Below are 19,599 nucleotides of genomic sequence, written 5' to 3' on the forward strand. Positions count from 1 at the left end.
ACAAGGTGAACCGCACCGCTGATCCGCTCCCGAGAACGCCGGCCAAACGCCGGCGTTTTTGCTTTAAGATGGGCGCCTTTTTCCGTTCCACCCCCAGGATGCCCTCAATGTCCCTCTCGCCGACACTGGCCCTCGCCTGCGAGCTGATTCGCCGTCCCTCCGTCACACCGGTCGATGCCGACTGCCAGCAGCTGATGATGCAGCGCCTGGACGCCTGCGGCTTCGCCCTGGAGCCCATGCGCATCGAGGATGTGGATAACTTCTGGGCCCTGCGCCAGGGCCGCGACGGCGCCAATGGCCCGGTGCTGTGTTTCGCCGGCCACACCGACGTAGTACCCACTGGCCCCGAGCAGGCCTGGCAGCACCAGCCGTTCGACGCCCTGATCGACGCCGACGGCATGCTCTGCGGCCGTGGCGCGGCGGACATGAAAGGCAGCCTGGCGTCGATGATCATCGCCACCGAGCGCTTCGTCGCCGACCACCCCAACCACCGCGGCAGCATCGCCTACCTGATCACCAGCGACGAGGAAGGCCCCGCGCATCACGGCACCAAGGCCGTGGTCGAGCGCCTGAAGGCCCGCAACGAGCGCCTGGACTGGTGCATCGTCGGCGAGCCGTCGAGCACCACCCTGGTGGGCGACATCGTCAAGAACGGTCGTCGCGGCTCCCTCGGCGCCACCCTGACCGTGCGCGGCAAGCAGGGCCACGTGGCCTACCCGCACCTGGCGAAGAACCCGATCCACCTCACCGCCCCAGCCCTGGCCGAACTCGCCGCCGAGCACTGGGACAACGGCAACGACTACTTCCCGCCGACCAGCTTCCAGATCTCCAACATCAATGGCGGCACCGGCGCGACCAACGTGATTCCGGGCGACCTGAAGGTGATCTTCAACTTCCGCTTCTCCACCGAATCCACCGTGGAAAGCCTGCAGCAGCGCGTCGCGGCGATCCTCGACAAGCACGGCCTGGAATGGCACATCGACTGGGCGCTGTCCGGCCTGCCCTTCCTCACCCAGCCGGGTGAGCTGCTCGATGGCGTGGCGGCGGCGATCCGCGCGGTCACCGGCCGCGAGACCACGCCGTCGACCTCCGGCGGTACGTCCGATGGCCGCTTCATCGCCACCATGGGCACCCAGGTGGTCGAACTCGGCCCGGTCAACGCCACCATCCACCAGGTGGACGAACGTGTACTGGCCAGCGACCTCGATGTGCTGACCGAAATCTATTACCAGACCCTGGTGCGACTGCTGGCATGAATGGACCGAACAAAGGCTTCTGCCTGGGCGCCATCCAGCCCGACACCCCGCCGCCCGCGCCAGCCGCCGAGCGCCGCTATTCCTTGCGCGTGTACCAGATCGCCCAGCGCCGCCGCTCGCTGCCCACCGTGCTGCGCAACGACCTGCCGCAGCCGCTGGGACCGGGGAAGAAGTGATGCTGATCTGTCCGCTGTGCCGCGAGGCACTCACCGAAGTCGACAACGGCGTGGCCTGCCCCGCCGGGCACCGCTTCGACCGCGCACGCCAGGGCTACCTGAACCTGCTGCCGGTACAGCACAAGAAGAGCCTCGATCCAGGCGATAACGCCGCCATGGTCGAGGCGCGCCGCTACTTCCTCGGCGCCGGCCACTACGCGCCGCTGGCCAGGCGCCTGGCCGAACTGGCTGCCGAGCGGGCTCCCGGTCGCTGGCTTGATATTGGCTGCGGCGAGGGTTACTACACCGCGCAGCTGGGCGAAGCCCTGCCCCAGGCCGACGGCTATGCCCTGGACATCTCCCGCGAAGCCGTCAAGCGCGCCTGCAAGCGCGCCCCGCAGCTGACCTGGATGGTCGCCAGCATGGCCCGCGTGCCGCTGGCCGATGCTTCCTGCCAGTTGCTGGCCAGCGTGTTCAGCCCGATCGACTGGAGGGAAGCCACACGCCTGCTGACTCCCGGAGGCGGCGTGCTGCGCCTGGGCCCGGCACGCGACCATCTGCTGGAACTGCGCGAACGCCTGTACGATGAAGTGCGCGAATACGTCGAAGACAAGCACCTTGCCGATCTGCCTGAAGAACTGAAGCTGGTGCACACCGAACAACTGAGCTTCAAGCTGCCGCTGGAAACCCGCGAAGCCCGCGAGCACCTGCTGGCGATGACGCCCCACGGCTGGCGGGTCAACGCCGAGCGACGCGAACGCATCCTCGCCGAGCCCTTCGAGGTGACGGTCGCGGTACGCTACGATTGGCTGCAACGCCAAGAACCCTGACGAGGACGCCATGCGCCAACCGGATATCGAGATCTACATCAAGGATGCCGACCAGGCCGCCGTCAGCGCCTGGCTGGAGAAGGCACTTGGCCCTTGCAGCGAATGGCGCAAACAGGGCGAAACCCTCAAGTGCACCGCCGGTGGCATCCCTGCGACCTGGCTGCCAAAAGCCGTGGGCAAGTGGAACAGCCTGTTCCTGGACAGTGACAGCACCCCCTGGGACGACGACGCCGCCTGCGCCCGCGATGCCTGCGCCGCGCTGGACGTGGAAGTGCGCTGCGCACCGGGCAGCTGGAGCGAGGATCAGGGCGAGGAAGACGCGGACCGCTGGCTGAAAGTGACCGCCGCGGGCGTCGAGGAAATCACCTGGCGCACGGGCTGAACCCTGGCTTGCACAAGGCTGAAAAAACAAAGGCCCGTCCAATGGACGGGCCTTTGTTTTTTCGGGGGCTCAGACCTTGGCGACGTCTTCCGCCTGGAGGCCTTTCTGACCCTGGATCACCGAGAACTCCACTTTCTGGCCTTCGACCAGGGAGCGGTGACCATCGCCACGAATGGCACGGTAGTGAACGAACACGTCCGGACCGCTATCGCGTTGAATGAATCCATAACCTTTGGCGTCATTGAACCACTTGACGGTTCCGACCTCACGATCAGCCATTACCACACTCTCCAACTTGCCTATTATTTTTGGATGGCCCCCGGGAATGAGGACTTCGGCAGTCGCCGGCTGAACGCTTTCCTTATCATCCAACCCGCACCGAATGGCACGTAGGAAGGTAATTCGAATAACGCCGACGGGCGACAGCGCTCCCGAGTATATAAATCAAAAGTTACAGCTGAAAAGCACTTTTTCATCAACTCCGTGACCCTATGACCAAACAGGACAAAGTGCCATTTTTCGGGGCCTGCAGAGCCATTTTGGTGCTCGTTACCACGCGTAACGAAAGTGTTTCGAACGTGGACCTTTTCGCACTTTCACGCATTTGCGGCGGGTAGTTTCGTTCCCGCTCGTCCGCTTGAGCGAGCTTCCGAAAAATCTTTCAGACAACGAATCAGGCGGCTTTCCAGTTGCCTCTGCGACGATATGCCCGACTATTCCGCTGCTGAATAGGCGCTCCGTTCTTCATCCAAGTCGATGGAGATATCCCGCAGAACTCTGCTTCGCACATCAAACTGCGGACAGGCTGTGCACCATCGCGGTTCTTTTGTCACGGCAACCCACTCGCAGTTCAGGGACTGACCTGATAACCCCGTCCCTGCATACAACCGCCATAGGCGCTGGCACTAGCCGAGCTCTGGGTGCGCCGATCCTGCCGACGCTCCTGGCGCTGCCGCATGCCACCGACCGCCGCGCCGGCGGCCGCCACTTCGCCGGCACGGTTCTGCCGGTACTGCTGTTTGGCGTCGTCGCTGGCGCGATCGTAGAGTTCGTCATGCTGCTGCCCGCGCACTTCTGCGCCGACGGCTCCGGCCGCCGCGCCCTTCGCCGCGCCGCGAACCCGCCCGCCGACATGCGGATCGGAACTGGAACTGCTGGCCGCCGCCGCGTTGCAATCGGCCATATCCTGCTGCATCTGCTGACTGCTCTGCCCCTTGAGCGGAACCACTGTCTGAGCCTGGGCAGGCAGCGCGGCGCAAAACGCCAGCAGGCATCCCAAGGTAAGCGCACGCATCGCGGAACCTCCCTAGAAGTTCATCCCTCAAAGGGCAGGATAGCCGCTGCCCACGGGGCATCCGTACAACTCCGACCAAGCGCTCGCGGCTTTGCTGGCGGGGGCCTAATCCGGCAAACTAGCCAGTCTGAGCAATCGCTCGTTTTATCTCTGCCAGCCATAGGGCCTGTATGCCTCGTTACCCGTTCCGCCGCTTCGGTTTCGGTGCCCTGCGCCGCCTGCTTTACCTCTGGGTGCGCTCGGAAACCATCAACCAGTCGTCCTTCAGCCTGAAGATCGACCGCAGCAAACCGGTCCTCTACGTCCTGCAGCAGCCTTCGGTGAGCGACCTCGCCGTGGTGGATACCGAATGCCGCAAGGCCGGCCTGCCGCGCCCGGTCATGCCGGTGGCAGTGGGTGAATCCATCGAACCCGCCGCCTTCTTCTACCTGACCCCCGAGCCCGACTGGCTGGGTCGCCAGGACAAGCGCGGCGCCCCGCCGGCGCTGGTGCGCATGCTCGGCGCCATCGGCCAGAACGGCATCGACGATGCGCAGATCGTCCCGGTCAGCGTGTTCTGGGGCCAATCGCCTGACAGCGAAAAGAGCGCCTGGAAGCTGCTGTTCGCCGACAACTGGGCCGTCACCGGCCGACTGCGCAAGCTGGCGCGCATCCTCATCCTCGGCCGCAAGACCCGCGTGCAGTACTCCGCCCCCATCCATCTGCGCGAGCTGGTGGAGCAGAACAAGGGCCACGAACGCACCCTGCGCATGGTCCAGCGCATCCTGCGCGTGCACTTCCGCAACCAGAAGACCGCGGTGATCGGTCCGGACCTCTCCCACCGCCGCACCCTGGTCAAGGGCCTGTTGCGCGCGCCGCTGGTGCGCCAGGCGATCCAGGAGGAATGCGAAACCCAGAAGATTTCCCAGGAAAAGGCCGAGGCTGCCGCCCTGCGCTACGCCAACGAGATCGCCGCCGACGTCTCCTACCCGGTGATTCGCTTCCTCGAAGTGACCCTGACCTGGTTCTGGAACAAGCTCTACGAGGGTGTGAAGGTCAACCACATCGAGCGCGTCCAGGAAGTCGCCCAGGGCCACGAGATCGTCTACGTGCCCTGCCACCGCAGCCACATCGACTACCTGCTGCTGTCCTACCTGCTGTTCCGCAACGGCCTGACCCCGCCGCACATCGCCGCCGGCATCAACCTCAACATGCCGGTGGTGGGCTCTATCCTGCGTCGCGGCGGTGCGTTCTTCATGCGCCGCAGCTTCAAGGGCAACCAGCTGTACACCGCAGTCTTCAACGAATACCTGCACACCCTGTTCAGCCGTGGCTTCTCCACCGAGTACTTCGTCGAAGGCGGCCGCTCCCGCACCGGGCGCATGCTGCATCCGCGCACCGGGATGCTGGCGATCACCCTGCGCAGCTTCCTGCGCGACTCGCGCCGCCCCATCGTCTTCGTCCCCGTGTACATCGGCTACGAGCGCGTGCTCGAAGGCCGCACCTACCTGGGTGAACTGCGTGGCGCGGCGAAGAAGAAGGAGTCGATCTTCGACATCTTCAAGGTCGTTGGCGCGCTCAAGCAGCGCTTCGGCCAGGTGTGGGTGAACTTCGGCGAGCCGATTCACCTCGACCGCTTCCTCGACCAGCAACAGCCGGATTGGCGCCAACAGGAGCTGGGCCCGGAATACCGCCCGGCCTGGCTGTCGGAAACCACCAATCACCTGGCCCGCGACGTCGCCCGACATCTCAACGATGCTGCCGCGATCAATCCGGTAAACCTGGTGGCGCTGGCGCTGCTGTCCACTACCCGCCTGGCTCTGGACGAAACCGCCCTGGCGCGCGTGATCGACCTCTACCTCGACCTGCTGCGCAAGGTGCCCTACTCGCCCAGCGCCACGCTGCCCGAGGGCGACGGCCAGCAGTTGATCGAATACGTGAAGAGCATGAACCTGCTCAGCGAGCAGAAGGACGCCCTGGGTCGCATCTGCTATCTCGACGAGCAGAACGCGGTGCTGATGACCTACTACCGCAACAACGTCCTGCACATCTTCGCCCTGCCGGCGCTGATCGCCAGCTTCTTCCAGAACAGCGGCCGAATCAGCCGCGAACAGCTCCTGCGCTATACCCGCGCGCTGTACCCGTACCTGCAGGCCGAGCTGTTCATCCGCTGGAGCCTGGACGAGCTGGACGCGGTGGTCGACCAGTGGCTGCAGGCCATGGTCACCAGCGAACTGCTCAAACAGGAGAACGACACCTTCATCCGTCCGGCGCCCAGCTCGCGCCAGTATGTGCTGCTGACCCTGCTGGCCCGCGCCATCGCCCAGACCCTGCAGCGCTTCTACATGTCCATTTCGCTGGTACTCAACGCCGGGCAGAAGCAGCTCAACGCCGAGGAACTGGAAAACCTCTGCACCGTGATGGCCCAGCGCCTGTCGGTCCTCCACGGCCTCAATGCCCCGGAGTTCTTCGACAAGAGCCTGTTCCGCCACTTCATCCAGACCCTGCTGGACGAGGGCGTGCTGCGCAAGGACGAGAACGGCAAGCTGAGCTACCACGAGCTGCTCGGCGAACTGGCCGAAGGTGCCGCCAAGCGCGTGCTGCCGGCGGAGATTCGACTGTCCATCCGCCAGGTCGCCCTGGAGCGCCCGCCCCAGGAAGAAACCGCTCCCACCGAGCAGCCGCCCGCCAGCCAGAGCTGAGCCCAACTGCCCCTCTGACGGCGGCTTGACGCCCCTGCACCACGACCGATAGATTTCTGACGATTATCGGTCGCGGTCAGGGACGCTCCACGTGTTCAACAGGATTCTGATCGTCTGCATCGGCAACATCTGCCGAAGCCCCATCGCCGAACACCTGCTGCGCGAATCCCTGCAGGGCACCGACATCGCCGTGGCCTCCGCCGGGCTCAGCGCGCTGGTCGGACACCCCATCGACAACACCGCCCTCGCCATCCTCCGCCGCCACGGCCACCACCCCCAACCTCACCGTGCCCGCCAGCTCAACGCCGAGATGATCCATGAGGCCAATCTCATCCTGGTCATGGAGCAATCGCAGATCGACAGCGTGATTCGCCTGGCGCCTGAGGCCCGCGGCAAGACCTTCCTGCTGGGCAAATGGCAGACTGATCAGGAGATCCCGGACCCATACCGCAAAGGCCCGGAAGCCTTCGAGCGCGCGTATTCGCTGATCGAATCGGCGGTCGCCCCGTGGATCGGGCGCGTGCAATTTCGCCGGTAATTTGGCGCCTTATTCGCCGACCGATAAAAGCGTCAGAAATCCTTACATTGCGCTGTTGAAAAAGGCTACGCTCTAGCCCAGCAAGACCATATTCAGCTGTTTGGTCTCCCAGTTACGACAAGTAATTTTCCAGGGGCCTACATCGCTTTATGAAGATCCTGCACATCACCGAGTCCTTCGGCGGCGGCGTCACCTCGGCCATCAACTCCTACATCCTCAACTCCCAACAGCATGAGCACTACCTGCTGGCCTCGGTGCGCAAGGGCGATACCACCGGTGAGGAAAGTCAGGGCCTGTTCAAGCACATGGAACTGGTGCCGCGCCGGCTTTCCAGCCTGGCGCGGGTGAAGCCCTACATCGATCGCGTACAGCCGGACGTCATCCACCTGCACAGCACCTATGCTGGCGCGCTGATCCGCGCATTGCCGTTCATCCCGGCGCAGAAGATCGTCTACACCCCGCACGGTTTTGCCTTCCTGCGTGGCGATCATCCGATGATGCTGAAGGCCTACCGCGCCATCGAGTCGCTGCTGGCACGGCGTACCGCGGTGATCGCCGGCTGCGGCATGGATGAACAACGCATTGCCGGGGAACTGATCGAACCGGGGCATACCCTGGGGCTGGTCAATGTCTGCGACGAACTGCCGAAGGTGCCGACAGTGCGCAGCCTCACCAGCAAACCGGTGGTTGGCATGGTCGGGCGTATCGGCCGGCAGAAAGGCCATGAATACTTCCGCGTCGTGGCCGAAAGCTGCCGGGATATCGCCCACTTCAAATGGATTGGCGGAGGTGATGCTCGCGCCATGGCGGAACTGGAACACGCCGGTATCGAGGTGACGGGATGGCGCCCGCGCGCCGAAGTCATCGCGCATATGCAGGGGCTGGACCTCTACTTCCACACTGCCGCGTGGGACGGATTCCCGATTTCAGTGCTGGAAGCAGCGAAACTCGACCTGCCCATCGCACTGCGGCGAATCGGCCCCTTTGTCGCCGAAGGACTGGTCACGGCGCAGGATGTGGACGACGCCCGGAAGACGGTGATCGCCTTCGCCAAGGCCGACGCTTCCGTGCTGGCCGACCTCCGGCGCAACTGCAGCAGCATTAGAAGCCTGCATTCCGGCGAACAGCTGCAGTCGTCCCTGGAGGACCTCTACTCCCGCTTCACTCCGCGGCCCACCGCCGATCGCCTGGCGATCGGCTGAAGCATTTGTCGAGAAAATTCCCAGGCGCGAAGACAGTCTTCTGCCCGGGCGAACCGACAGATAATCGCCCCACCCGACTCCGTTTGCGAATCGCCAGCAGAGACCTGCTTCACACTCTCACCCGTCCCCGATAGTTCCATTGCGCCACATTCCCGGCTTGTGGGAATTCATCGCGCGGACCACTCAGCACTTATCTCCGCCAGTACCGGAATATTCCTAAAGCCGCCAATCGGCGAGAAAGCGCATTGAATCACCCTCTCGCGCGGCTTAATTTCGCCAGCCTTCGGTCTCCACCACCATGGCGGGATTCAGCGTGTTCAATCAGGTGCTCATCGTTTGCGTCGGCAATATCTGCCGCAGCCCCACTGCAGAGCACCTGCTGCGACAGGCTGTTCAGGACTACAACATCGTGGTCGGTTCCGCCGGTCTGGCCGCACTGGTCGACCAGCCGATTGAGCAGCATGCCCTCGCAACACTTTCGCAGCACGGCCAACAACCCGCATTGCATCGCGCCCGCCAACTGACGCCGAAGATCCTCCAGGACGCCGATCTGGTGCTGGTCATGGAGCGCAATCACCTGCGCGACATTAACCAGCAATCCCCGCAGTCCCGAGGCAAGACCTTCCTGCTCGGCAAATGGCAGCACGATCGTGAAATTCCAGATCCGTATCGACAAGGTGAGGCGGCCTTCAAGCACGCCTATGCCTTGATCGATGAGGCAGTCGCCACATGGTCCCGATATCTCCGCTCCACTCGATAAGCATTCACGGCGAAGTACCTCTCATGCAACAAGCGCAATCCCTCGCACCGCAAGCGTCCGTCGATGATGACGAAATCGACCTGCTCCGGCTGTTCGGCGTCCTGATCGATCACAAATGGATGATCACAGGCATCACCGCCGGATTCCTGTTGGCAGGGATCGCCTATGCCGTGCTCGCCACTCCCATCTACCGCGCCTCGGCGACCATTCAGGTGGAGCAGAAAGCACCCGGAATTCCCGGGCTGACCGAGATGAGCGACATCCTCGGCGGCTCACAATCCCAGGCCGTGACCGAGATTCAGTTACTGACCTCGCGTAGCGTGATCGGCAAGGCCGTGGACAATCTGCACCTGGATATCGATGCCCAGCCGTCGTTGTTCCCGCTGGTCGGCAGCTTTCTTCAACGACACTATCAGCCAGACAACCCCGGCGACATCGCCCCTGCGCCGTTGGGCATGAGCCGCTTTGCCTGGGGCGGCGAGTCGCTGGAAATCTTCCAGCTGGAAGTCCCCGATAGCCTGCTCGAAAAGAACCTGACGCTGATTGCCGAAGAAGCCGGAGGTTTCCGGCTGCTCGATGACGACGATGAGTTGCTGGTCGAGGGCTCCGTCGGCCAGGCCTACGACGAGCGAGGCATCAAGCTCCAGGTCAAAACCTTACACGCCAATGCCGGGACTCGATTCCTCGTCACCAAGCAACGTCGGCTGAGCACCATCCTCGACTACCAGGACGCACTCAAGGTGGCCGAGACCGGTAAGGACTCCGGCATTATCGACCTGACGCTGGACGACGATGATGCGGCCAGGGCACTCGCCGTACTGAACGAGATCAGCCAGCAGTATGTGCGCCAGAACGTGCAGCGCGCTTCCGCCGAAGCGGCTTCCAGTCTCGAATTCCTGCGCGGCCAGTTGCCCGACGTTCGCCGCGATCTGGAAACTGCCGAGAACGCATTGAGCAGCTACCAGACCCGGGCCAAATCGGCCGACATCAGCCTTGAAACCAAGGCGCTGCTCGACCAGAGCGTCGCCCTGGATACCAGCATTTCCGAGCTGAAGCTGCAGCAGGCCGAGATGGACCGCAAGTTCACCCGCCAGCATCCCGCCTATCAGGCGCTGGCCAGGCAGATCGGTGAACTCACGGCCAAGCAGAATGGCCTGGCCAAGCGCATCGAAAGCCTACCGGAAACACAGCAGGACCTGCTGCGCCTGACCCGGGACGTCGAGGTCAGCACCACCATCTACACGCAGCTGCTGAACAAGAGCCAGGAGCTGGATGTCGTGCGTGCAGGCTCCGTCGGCAATGTGCGAGTCATCGACACCGCCGACGTCGACGTCACCAAACCCGTAAAACCGAAAAAGCCGCTGATCGTTGTGATCGCAACCCTGCTCGGTCTGTTCATCGCCATTGCACTGGTGCTCCTACGCAAAGCGCTGAATCGAGGCATTGAAACCGCGGACGCCATCGAGCAACTGGGTCTTCCGGTCTACGCCTCCGTTCCCTTCAGTGCTCTGCACAAAGCCGATGAAGACCAACTGGGGGCAGGCAAGAAAGACAGCCGTGCGGTCGCTCCCTTGCTTGCGACGAGTCATCCTACCGACCTCGCCATCGAGTCGCTGCGCAGCCTGCGCACCAGCCTCCACTTCGCCATGCTGGAATCGGGCGACAACCGGCTGATGATCTCCGGCCCAAGCCCTGATGTCGGCAAATCCTTCGTCAGTTCGAACCTTGCTGCCGTGATCGCCCAGACCGGCCAACGCGTCCTTCTGATAGACGTGGATATGCGCAAGGGTTACCTGCACAAGACGCTCGGCGCTAGCGATAAGGTCGGCCTGTCGGACCTGCTCATCCAGCGCTGCAGCTTCCAACAGGCGGTGCAACGGACCAAGGTGGAAAACCTTCACTTCATCTCCCGCGGGGAGATTCCACCAAACCCTTCCGAATTACTGATGCACCCGAACTTCACCAGCTTGCTGGAGGCAGCCAGCAGCGAGTTCGACTTGGTCATCCTGGATACCCCTCCCCTACTGGCCGTCACCGATGCCGCCATCGTCGGGCACCAGGCCGGTACCAGCCTTATTGTCACCCGCTTCGGCAAGAACGCCCCTCGTGAAATTGAACTGACTATTCGACGCTTCGCACAGAACGGCATCCAGCTCAAGGGCGCCATCTTCAATGGCGTCGAGCGGCGTGCGGCGGATTACTACGGGAACGGGGCGTACAGCAATTACCAGTATGAGTACCTCTCGGACAAATCCTGATCCCTGGAAACGCCGAGATCCGTACCCCTGCAAAGGGAAGATAGAGATGCAATCGACATCGGAAAAACAGTGGTATCTGGTGCAATGCAAGCCACGGCAGGACCTGCGCGCCTTGGAGAATCTGACGCGGCAACAGTACGAGTGCTTGCTGCCGATGCACCAAGTAGAGCGAATTCGAAATGGCGTAATACAGCAGCAGGCCGAACCGCTTTTCCCCGGCTACCTGTTTATCGCGTTGGACACCTTGCAGGACAACTGGATGCCTATCCGCTCCACGCGCGGCGTCAGCCAGATTGTTCGCTTCGACAGCCACCCACTGGCCGTTCCATCGGCGGTGATCGAAAAGATACGCACCCGTGACGCTGCTATCGCCCCGCTGTTCGAGACCGGGGAACGTGTACGAATCGGTCTTCCAGGCAGCCCTGGAGTAGAAGCGATATTCGAGGCAGTAGACGGCACCGAGCGGGTAATCCTGCTGCTGAACCTGTTACGCCGCGAGTCCCGCGTCAGCGTACCGATCACTCAGGTGGGACGGCTCGCATAGCGCATACGCATATAACTCGCGGCATAAACAAGCTCTCTAGTTACTCCAACCCGGCCATCCGAACCGATCAACCTCGACCCCAACCGCGTTCTCAGGAAATCAACCAAAAATCCTGGGGCGGTAGCGTGCCAGGCCACCGAGGCTGCTGCACGCGTCTGGAATCCTGCACGCCATGACAACCACCGTTCTGACTTACGGCACTTTCGACCTGTTCCATCATGGTCATCTGAAACTCCTGACCCGCCTCAAGAATCTGGGCGATCGATTGATCGTCGGCGTATCCACCGATGAGTTCAATTCCAGCAAAGGCAAGAAAACTATTATCCCCTTCGCTGATCGCATTGAGATCGTGCAGTCGATCAAATGCGTCGATCTGGCGATTCCTGAAACTGATTGGGAACAGAAGGTGCGGGATATCGACACATATCATGTGGCGATACTTGGCATGGGTCATGATTGGCAAGGGAAGTTCGACGATCTGAACACTTTGTGCAGGGTGATCTATCTGCCACGCACCGATGGGATTTCCAGTACGCAGATCAAGCAGAGTCTGGGCTACTTCGACAAGGCGCACCTCAGCGAGCTGAAATCCTCGTTGGACACGATCTCGTCAATTATCGAACGCCTGCGCTGACAACTACCATGCGCTCAATAGCTCATTTAATCCGACACCCACTGGCAGCCAACACACTGGCCGCCAGCCTGACGCAATTGGCGAACTTCCTGCCGCTGCTCCTGCTACCGGTACTGACTCAGCGCCTTGCAATCGAGAGCTTCGGCACAGTAGCCATGGTGCTTTCTCTCTGCCAACTGTCATTAATAATTACTGACTTCGGCTATGGTCTGTCGAGTACATACCGAATCGCACGCCATCGTGAAGATCGCTTGCTGATCGGCAAACTGCTCGGCGCGGTGTTCATCGGGAAACTACCGCTGGTGGCCATAGCATCCCTGATCACCCTGCTGGTTCCGTTTTTTACTCCCGCCTACCGGCATGACACCCCACTCTTCGCGTTGGGAACCCTAGCCATCATTGGCCAAGCCTATCAGACCAACTGGTTGTTCGTGGGTCTGGAGCGCCAAAAGGTAGTCACCGTATACAGTCTTTCGACCAAAGCGCTCTACCTTGTTGCCGTACTGTTGTTTGTTCACGACAGCGACGATGCCTGGCTCGTAATCCTGGGCTGGGGATTAGCCCAGCTCTCAGCAGCCGCGCTCTCCATCCTGCAGGTCTACAGAACAAACTTTCGAATCCTGCGACCAAGCATGGTGGAAGTCCTGCAGGAATTTCGTGGCGCGCTTCCCTTCTTCACATCGCGAATTGCGGTGGCCACCTACACCTCGGCGGCTACCACCGTAGTAGGTCTTGCGGGGCAAGTGCAGGCTGCACAGTTCTATGCCTGCCAGCAGGTCTACCGCATCGGATCGGCGTTGCCAGTCAACCAGGTCCTGTATCCATTCATGGCGAAAAACCGCGACTGGCGAGTGTTCCTGCTGGTAACTCTGGGCTCGGCGGGCCTGCTGTCGATATTGGCCGGACTGATCGCTGCATTCTCTGCAGAGATTCTGCAACTCGCGCTGGGTCCTGAGTTCCTCCGGGCGCAATCGACCTTCACCGTGCTGCTAGCCGCCATGGTCGTCAGCTATCTCGCCGCAGCTTTCGGCTATCCAGCCTTCGCTGCCCTTGATCGTCTGGACCAGGCCAACCGCACCGTGGTGATCGCCTCAATTGCCAACGTCCTTGCATTGGGATGCCTCTACATCCTCGATCAGATCAACGCCCTGAACGTCGCTCTGGCGATCCTGGGAACCGAACTGTTTGTACTCACGTTGCGGATACTTGCGCTCCGGCGCATCCAAAAAACCGCCCACTCCCTCTAACTCGAATAACCGCCATGCCAACAATCGCCGAAATCAGAAAATCCATGCCCCAGGACAAGAGCAACTATGATCGCTGGGGAAATCCCGCCGCTTATTTCTGTGCCAGGCCTATTTCCTATCCGATAACTGCGCTATTCGTCTCAGCAGGGCTAAGTGCAAACTTCGCATCTCTAGCATCAATTGCTTTTGCCCTTGCCGCAATCCTCACCGCAGCCATTAGTTACCCAGCCTGGATAATCACCACTCTAATACTTCTTTGGCTAGTACTTGACTGTGTCGATGGAAATATTGCAAGGTTCACTCGAACAGGCTCCCTCAAGGGAGAGTTCCTAGACGCCATCGGCGGATATATAATTACCGCAGGTTTATACATCGCCATCGGCTATGGAAGCGGCGAACAGGATGCCCTTCTTCTTGGTGCTGCTGCCAGCATATTCTCCATACTCTCTCGACTCATATTAAATAAGTCAAATGTTCTATCTGGATCCAAAAGAAACTCCACAGGCGACACCGGAAGTGGCTGGAAAGCACAGTGGTTGCTGTCCATCTATAACCTCTCCGGCATTGGCTTATTACTGACCTATTTGGCCCTACACTTTCAGGCTATTACTGAATTTCTTTTATTCCAAGCAACGCTAGGTGGAATTATCACAATCGCCACGGCCGTTTCTTCCTGGAAAAATCTATAACACTCAACTTCATTAAGACCATCAAAAATGCGCATACTACATATTGCAGAAACTGTGAAGGGGGGAGTTGCCACTTACCTAGAGCTAATCGATGGTAACGTACCTCACGAGCATTATTATCTGATCCCTGCCAGTCAAGAGAACGAGATCGACGTAGATAGGAAAAAATTGATAGCATTCCCAGGCACTAGCCGCCCTCAAAGAATAGCCGGATTATTCCAAGCCCTTGCCAGATTGGAAGGCAAGCAATCCTATGACATTGTGCATTTGCACAGTTCTTTCGCCGGATATGTGCTTATCCTTCAAAAACTATTGAGCTTCAAATTTCCAGCAATAATTTTCTGCGCGCACGGATGGTCTTTCCAGCGTCAAGTTTCAACACTTGAGCGCACCATCTGCAAAGCAGTTGACTATATAACAGGCCGACTCTCAACCGGAGTAATTCATATTTCAAAAACAGAGCAGGCCGCCGCAAATTTCATCCCCTGCGATCTCCAGAGATCTATCTACAATCCAATTTCAGATGACTATCTCGCCCCACTAAAAAAGACACACAGGGCATATAGCATAAAAAAAATATTATTCGTCGGCCGACTGGACCGACAAAAGGGATTCGACATCCTGTATGAGGCATTCAAATCAAAAGAGCTGCAAGAGTTTCATCTCTACGTAGCTGGAGACTCTGTTCTTTGCGATTCAGACTATAAGCCAACTGCAAATGTGACATTCTTGGGATGGCAAACTCGAGAAGCACTGCTGGCTGTGTACGATGATGCCGATTTAACTATAGTCCCTTCACGCTGGGAGGGTTTTGGATTTGTAGCCATAGAGTCATTAGCAAGAGGAACTCCCGTACTGGCCAGCCATGCAGGCTCGCTCCCCGAAATACTTGGCATGTACGGTCAAGTTGCCGACATGACTACAGCAGACGCCATAATCAAGAGCATTACTCAATATAGAACCAGCCCAACAGAGACCCCACCAAGACTACAGGAATATATACGTGAAAAATATTCATCTTCTCGCTTTTCGGCAGAAATACTGGAGTTCTACCAAGAAGCAGTAGCGAAGGAAAAATCAAAAAAAAAAAATCGCCCCTGAGTTGCACCTGAAATGAAAAACTCCAGGATCAGGGAAACAATCCTCCGAACAACCTTCTTTCTTGGACCTACTGGAATTTTCTTTGCACCATTACCAGGCATTGGTTCACTACGAGCATTCTACTTCAGCACTGCCCTCATTAACATTCTTTGCCTTTTTAGAACATCAAAAAGAAGCCTACCCCACTTCACACTACTATTCTTCATCTTCATCCTTCTATTCGGCAGCGCATCCTACTCACTAATTGGCATTACAGATGATATCCCTATTCATGCCAACCCAGCAATTAGAGTGCTAGTCATCTGCAATCTCGCATTCGGATTTTACAATATCTCGCAATGGATTATCTCGAGCGAATCCACAGACATAACGGAAAAACTCCTTAGAGACTCATTCAAAGGCTTCTGCGCCGTTTTCTTTCTGGGCTTGGTCATTTACATTGGCTATATCACAAATAAAATCCCATACAGCACCTACAGTCTCTTCACCACACTGGACCAAAGTGCCTATGGCTACTCACGCTTCAGCCCTGGCACCTACCCTAACGAGTTTGGAATAATTTGCTCTTTTTATGCAATATACGCATTATCGATAACCCTAAACAAGAACAACCCCTTCTATCTGATACTATCAGTAATATTCATAGCGGGTGTTTTTCTCACCTCTACACGTGCCGCCTATATAACGCTACTCCTGAGCTATATTTACCTCACTTTCAGCAGCAAAAGCCCTAGTAGAAAGCTCTTGCTCGCTATCCTTCCTGCCATCCTTACACCAATCGTCACACAAACACTTTCCTACTTATCATTTGATGTTATGGCAGTAATTACTACCGGATACGAATCCGCAGCTAAAGGAACCGGAAGCTCCAACGTCAGACTGGAGGATTGGAATACTGCGATAGACGACCTTCTAGAGCATTTATTCTGGGGAGTAGGAATAGAATCACCAAAAGCCTATTCGCTTCACAACTTGCCACTACAAATACTCTACGGGCTTGGAATAGCGGGAACTCTTATTCTCTCTATAGCCACTGCGGCGTTTATCCACATAAACCTCAAAATAACGTGGAATATTCGAAAGTGCACTAAAGAAATCCAGAAACTCACAACAACCACAAGAACAATACTACTCATTCACGTCGTAGTTTTTGGACTAACCAACCATAATCAAGCGCACTTCTTCACATGGATGTTGTTTGCGCTGAGCTGCATAAAGCTCAGGAGCACAGAGGTCTGTGTGCAGAGGTTCTCCCCCAACTCAACTTCACTCAGGTTGGCGTAACCGCCTAGATCCCAACAACCAGCTTAATCAACGCAATCGGCATGAACAGAAATGATCGCGGTGTACTCCGCCCCCCCCATACAAGCCTCTCCATCCTCCAACGCACCCTGGACCTTGCGATCATCCTGCTCTGCATCTTTCTGCTCTGCACTCTGAGCGGAATAAAGGACAGTAGAGATATTTTGGCCGTCGCCTTCGGCACCTTGCTCCCATTTTCCATTCTGGCCGATGCGGGAGGCCTCTACGGCTCATGGCGTGGCAAACGTATACGTGATGAGTTAAGGAAACTATCGTGTATCTGGCTACTCAGCTCGCTGACATTTTTTCTGGGTGACTATGTGCTTTTTGAATCCCAGCCCCGGCCCCGGATGCTCCTCATACAACTATTGAGTTTCCCCCTGATTACATTGATTGCTTATCGAGTTTTCCTTCGTCAGGCACTCAAAATACTTCGTAATAATGGCCTGAATACCCGTAATGTGGCCATCGTCGGAGCAGGCCCCTTGGGAGCGCGACTGGCGATGAACATCGCCAATGCCCCTTGGATGGGCCTGGAACTCCTAGGTTTCTATGATGATGAGAGAACCACCCCTGTTCAACTACCCGGATGGCAGTTGCGAATTAGTGTCTCGGGCAACTTGGAGCAGTTGATTAGCGAAGCACACTCCGGCTCCATCGATCATATCTACATCGCCCTTCCTATGCGTAGCGAGGCCAGGATCAAGTGGCTGGTTGATCAACTCAGCGATACAACCGTTTCGGTCCACTTAGTTCCAGATGTTTTCATCTTCAACCTGCTCCACGCCCGATCCCAGAACATCGACGGCATCCCCACCATCAGCATCTTCGACAGCCCCATGGTGGGCGCCAGTGCGTTGGTGAAGCGTCTGGAAGACATCATTCTATCGTCATTGATCCTTTGTCTGATCGCCGTCCCCATGCTTTTCATCTCGGCGGCAATCAAACTCACTTCTCCCGGCCCGGTATTCTTCCGGCAGAAACGCTACGGCATCGACGGTCGCTCCATCGAAGTCTGGAAATTCCGCAGCATGCGAGTGATGGAAAACGGCGCGAAGGTCACCCAGGCAACCCGCAACGACAGCCGCATCACCCCGCTGGGAGCCTTCCTGCGGCGCACCTCGCTGGATGAACTGCCGCAGTTCATCAACGTGCTCATGGGCGATATGTCCATTGTCGGGCCGCGCCCGCACGCCATCGCCCACAACGAGGAATATCGTGGGCAGATCAGCAGCTACATGCTGCGTCACAAAGTGAAACCGGGCATCACGGGATGGGCCCAGGTGAATGGCTGGCGCGGCGAAACAGACACCCTGGAGAAGATGCAGAAGCGTGTCGAGTTCGACCTGGCCTATATCAATAACTGGTCGCTCTGGTGGGACCTGAAGATCGTCTTCCTGACCCTGTTCAAGGGCTTCGTGCACAAGAACGCCTACTGATCGCCACCTTTCCCACTTCAAGAATTTACTGCCTCTCCCTGCCAGCCGATTCCTACATCCTCAGCCAAACCCGATTGCTAACCTGCGCAGCCTTCCGGCCAGCACCTTGCGCCATGGAACTCCGGCGTAGGGAACAGTCCGCGCCATCCCTTCACTTCCTTTGTGTAGCCCTCCCATGATTCGCCCCTTGTCCCTTGCTGTCCTGTCTGCCCTTGCGCTTCAGGGATGCATGTTCTCCCCCGGCCAGAACCTGGATACCGGACGACTCATGCCGGAAGACTCGGCTGAGTCCAGTCGCGTCCAACTGGTGCAGATCACGCCCAAGCTGCTCACGGTAGACGCTGCAACACGGCAACAGGATGCCGTTCCCGAGGAGCTCGTCAGCTTCCGCCCGGAAAGTTACCGGATCGGTGCTGGTGACCTTCTGTACATCACTGTCTGGGACCACCCAGAGCTGACCTCACCGGCCGGCCAACTGCAACAGGGAGACGCTAACGGTCGGTTGGTACGGCCAGACGGCACACTCTTCTACCCCTATGTCGGCACGCTGCACGTGTCGGGAAGGACGATCGAAGACGTTCGCAAGACCATTACCAACGCCCTGGCTGCGTACGTCGAAGAACCCCAGGTGGATATTGCCGTTCTGCGCTTCGCCAGCCAGCGAGTGATACTCAATGGTGCCTTCGTCAAAGCGGGCCCGCAGGCAATCACCACGACTCCCCTGGCGCTGATGGAAGCCATTGGCGCCGCCGAACTGGATACCGCCAATGCCGACCTCTCCGGCCTGACGCTGCAGCGCGACAACCAGGTCTTCCACCTGAACCTGGATGCGCTGAACACTGCTCAAGGCTCGGCCCTGTACAGCCTGTACCTGAAGGACGGCGACCGCATCTATCTGCCCTATAACGATCGCAAGAAGGTCTATCTGATGGGTGAAGTCAACGCGCCGCGCGCACTGATCTTCAAGACCCGCGAGATGAACCTGGCCGATGCACTGGGCAGTGTTGGCGGCTTGAACCAGACCACTGCCAATGGCAAAGCCGTGTATGTCATTCGCGGTGTCGAGGATCTGGAGAAACAGCGCGCCACGGTCTTCCAGCTCGACGCGAACTCGCCCACCGCCTTCATCCTCGCCCAACAATTCCAGTTGCAACCGCAGGATGTTGTCTATGTCGGCCCGGCCGGTGTGACTCGCTGGAACCGCCTGATCAGCCAATTGCTGCCGTCCGCCGGCATTCTCGGCACCGGTTCGACCATTCAACACAACCTCAACAACAACTGAGCACT

Annotated in this window: 19 protein-coding genes; 17 read left to right on the forward strand and 2 right to left on the reverse strand. The window is 58.7% G+C overall.

The features are described from left to right. Positions 1–98: 98 nt before the first annotated feature. The 4 genes from dapE to G4G71_RS24815 are packed head-to-tail and all read left to right on the forward strand — an operon-like array spanning position 99 to position 2,623. Positions 99–1,256 (forward strand): succinyl-diaminopimelate desuccinylase, encoded by a 1,158-nt coding sequence (gene dapE / locus G4G71_RS24800; protein ID WP_169940956.1) that lies wholly within the window; start codon positions 99–101, stop codon positions 1,254–1,256. Then, positions 1,253–1,432, forward strand: coding sequence for a hypothetical protein (locus tag G4G71_RS24805; RefSeq protein ID WP_169940958.1), 180 nt, complete (start codon positions 1,253–1,255; stop codon positions 1,430–1,432). The genes dapE and G4G71_RS24805 overlap by 4 nt, the downstream gene beginning before the upstream one ends. Continuing rightward, positions 1,432–2,241, forward strand: a complete 810-nt coding sequence (locus tag G4G71_RS24810; RefSeq protein ID WP_169940960.1) for a putative RNA methyltransferase — start codon at positions 1,432–1,434, stop codon at positions 2,239–2,241. Before G4G71_RS24805 ends, G4G71_RS24810 begins: the two co-directional genes overlap by 1 nt. 10 nt (positions 2,242–2,251) lie before the next feature. After that, positions 2,252–2,623, forward strand: coding sequence for a hypothetical protein (locus tag G4G71_RS24815; protein ID WP_054908314.1), 372 nt, complete (start codon positions 2,252–2,254; stop codon positions 2,621–2,623). 69 nt (positions 2,624–2,692) lie between these two features. Here G4G71_RS24815 and G4G71_RS24820 read toward each other — a convergent pair whose 3' ends face one another. Together G4G71_RS24820 and G4G71_RS24825 are read right to left on the reverse strand one after the other, a co-directional pair. Continuing rightward, positions 2,693–2,902, reverse strand: coding sequence for a cold-shock protein (locus G4G71_RS24820; protein WP_015476243.1), 210 nt, complete (start codon positions 2,900–2,902; stop codon positions 2,693–2,695). A 571-nt stretch (positions 2,903–3,473) separates the two neighbouring features. Then, entirely contained in the window at positions 3,474–3,917 is a 444-nt protein-coding gene (locus G4G71_RS24825; protein WP_024766717.1) for a YMGG-like glycine zipper-containing protein, read from the reverse strand. Positions 3,918–4,087: 170 nt separating this feature from the next. Here G4G71_RS24825 and plsB point away from each other — a divergent pair, with 170 nt between their 5' ends. The 13 genes from plsB (at position 4,088) to G4G71_RS24890 (ending at position 19,594) form a co-directional block, all read left to right on the forward strand. Further along, positions 4,088–6,598 carry a glycerol-3-phosphate 1-O-acyltransferase PlsB gene (plsB, locus tag G4G71_RS24830; RefSeq protein WP_169940962.1) on the forward strand — a complete coding sequence of 837 codons (2,511 nt, stop codon included), beginning with the start codon at positions 4,088–4,090 and terminating at the stop codon, positions 6,596–6,598. Between the two features lie 91 nt (positions 6,599–6,689). Next, on the forward strand, positions 6,690–7,136 hold the full coding sequence (locus G4G71_RS24835) for a low molecular weight protein-tyrosine-phosphatase (protein WP_169940964.1): 447 nt from the start codon (positions 6,690–6,692) through the stop codon (positions 7,134–7,136). A 149-nt stretch (positions 7,137–7,285) separates the two neighbouring features. Next, positions 7,286–8,338, forward strand: coding sequence for a glycosyltransferase family 4 protein (locus tag G4G71_RS24840; RefSeq protein ID WP_169940966.1), 1,053 nt, complete (start codon positions 7,286–7,288; stop codon positions 8,336–8,338). A gap of 298 nt (positions 8,339–8,636) precedes the next feature. Further along, complete coding sequence (locus tag G4G71_RS24845; RefSeq protein WP_240964834.1) at positions 8,637–9,098, forward strand: low molecular weight protein-tyrosine-phosphatase; 462 nt, start codon at positions 8,637–8,639, stop codon at positions 9,096–9,098. Between the two features lie 23 nt (positions 9,099–9,121). Then, positions 9,122–11,356 (forward strand): polysaccharide biosynthesis tyrosine autokinase, encoded by a 2,235-nt coding sequence (locus tag G4G71_RS24850; RefSeq protein WP_169940968.1) that lies wholly within the window; start codon positions 9,122–9,124, stop codon positions 11,354–11,356. Between the two features lie 46 nt (positions 11,357–11,402). Further along, positions 11,403–11,900 carry a transcription/translation regulatory transformer protein RfaH gene (gene rfaH, locus G4G71_RS24855; protein WP_169940970.1) on the forward strand — a complete coding sequence of 166 codons (498 nt, stop codon included), beginning with the start codon at positions 11,403–11,405 and terminating at the stop codon, positions 11,898–11,900. 172 nt (positions 11,901–12,072) lie between these two features. Next, a complete protein-coding gene (locus G4G71_RS24860) occupies positions 12,073–12,534 on the forward strand; it encodes an adenylyltransferase/cytidyltransferase family protein (protein ID WP_169940972.1) in 462 nt (153 codons plus the stop codon). An 8-nt stretch (positions 12,535–12,542) separates the two neighbouring features. Next, positions 12,543–13,781 carry an oligosaccharide flippase family protein gene (locus G4G71_RS24865; RefSeq protein ID WP_169940974.1) on the forward strand — a complete coding sequence of 413 codons (1,239 nt, stop codon included), beginning with the start codon at positions 12,543–12,545 and terminating at the stop codon, positions 13,779–13,781. Between the two features lie 14 nt (positions 13,782–13,795). After that, positions 13,796–14,470, forward strand: a complete 675-nt coding sequence (locus G4G71_RS24870) for a CDP-alcohol phosphatidyltransferase family protein (protein WP_169940976.1) — start codon at positions 13,796–13,798, stop codon at positions 14,468–14,470. 27 nt (positions 14,471–14,497) lie between these two features. Further along, positions 14,498–15,571 carry a glycosyltransferase family 4 protein gene (locus G4G71_RS24875; protein ID WP_169940978.1) on the forward strand — a complete coding sequence of 358 codons (1,074 nt, stop codon included), beginning with the start codon at positions 14,498–14,500 and terminating at the stop codon, positions 15,569–15,571. A 12-nt stretch (positions 15,572–15,583) separates the two neighbouring features. Continuing rightward, positions 15,584–16,855, forward strand: coding sequence for an O-antigen ligase family protein (locus G4G71_RS24880; RefSeq protein ID WP_169940980.1), 1,272 nt, complete (start codon positions 15,584–15,586; stop codon positions 16,853–16,855). 41 nt (positions 16,856–16,896) lie between these two features. After that, complete coding sequence (locus G4G71_RS24885) at positions 16,897–18,312, forward strand: undecaprenyl-phosphate glucose phosphotransferase (RefSeq protein WP_169940982.1); 1,416 nt, start codon at positions 16,897–16,899, stop codon at positions 18,310–18,312. A gap of 175 nt (positions 18,313–18,487) precedes the next feature. Continuing rightward, the gene (locus G4G71_RS24890; RefSeq protein WP_169940984.1) at positions 18,488–19,594 is read left to right on the forward strand and encodes a polysaccharide biosynthesis/export family protein; all 1,107 of its coding nucleotides are present in this window, start codon (positions 18,488–18,490) and stop codon (positions 19,592–19,594) included. Positions 19,595–19,599: the final 5 nt, after the last annotated feature.

The sequence above is a fragment of the Pseudomonas multiresinivorans genome, from assembly GCF_012971725.1.
GTDB classification, from domain to species: Bacteria; Pseudomonadota; Gammaproteobacteria; order Pseudomonadales; family Pseudomonadaceae; genus Pseudomonas; species Pseudomonas multiresinivorans.